The 948-nt window shown below is 64.3% G+C and carries 1 protein-coding gene; it reads left to right on the forward strand.

The window, feature by feature from the left end; all coding sequences use genetic code 11:
• Positions 1 to 222 precede the first annotated feature (222 nt).
• Positions 223 to 882: a replication protein RepA gene (locus I71_RS33070; RefSeq protein WP_244434205.1), complete on the forward strand. Its 660-nt coding sequence runs from the start codon at positions 223 to 225 to the stop codon at positions 880 to 882.
• Positions 883 to 948: the final 66 nt, after the last annotated feature.

Consider the following 948-nt stretch of genomic DNA (forward strand, 5'->3'; position numbering starts at 1 on the left):
GACCGGCGACCTTGATCCAGATTGTTCCACCCCGGTTGACGTGGGGGAAAGCGGCGGATTCGTGGGGAAAAGCGGCGCGACTCGGGGTTTCCCCATGGGGACAAGCGGCGACTCAACTAACAAGTCTAACAACTAACCACCGACTAGCACGGTCGCCTAACCCCACGTTGACTCCACCACCCGGCGCTCACCAGGATGCCACAACATCCGGGTGAGGCTGCCATGGGCGACATACACAGGCTGGTGATCGAGCATGGGCGGGACAAGGCGCGCGCCCTGGTCAGGCCCGAGGAGCGGACGCTGGTGGACATCGCCGCCGACATCCTGGCGGACGAGAACCAGCATCTGGGCATCACCTACAGCGGATTCTGCCTGACCAGCCTGCCGCACAAGAAGCTGGCCGACGATGTTCCCTGGGAAAAGCGCGGCCATCAGGTGACACTGCTGGTCGAACCGGGCCGGCTGAAGGTGAACGGCAAGATGAAGCTGTTCGGCGTTCCCTATGGCGCGCGGGCGCGGATGATCCTGATCTATCTGCAGACCCAGGCGGTGCGCACCGGCCGCCGCGAGGTCGAACTCGGCCGCTCGATGCGCGACTGGCTGACCCGCATGGGCATCAGTGTCGGCGGCGAGACCTTCCGCGGCTTCCGCGAACAGTCGCTGCGTATTTCCGCCTGCTCGCTGAAGTTCTTCTGGGACGGCGAGGACGCAGACGTCTTCGAGAAGGGCGGCATCGTCAAGCGCGGCCTGATCTTCCACGACGATCTCGGCGACGACCGCCAGGGCACGCTGTGGAACGACGTGGTCCAATTGGACGAGACCTTCTTCCAGGCCCTGCGCGACCACCGGTTCCCCTGCTGGAGGAAGCGGTGCGGCAGTTGAAAGGACGCTCGCTCAGCCTCGACCTTTATGTCTGGCTCGCCTAACGGTGCACTCGTTGAGTCGGCC

It is taken from the genome of Azospirillum sp. B506, assembly GCF_000333595.1.
Taxonomy (GTDB): Bacteria; Pseudomonadota; Alphaproteobacteria; order Azospirillales; family Azospirillaceae; genus Azospirillum.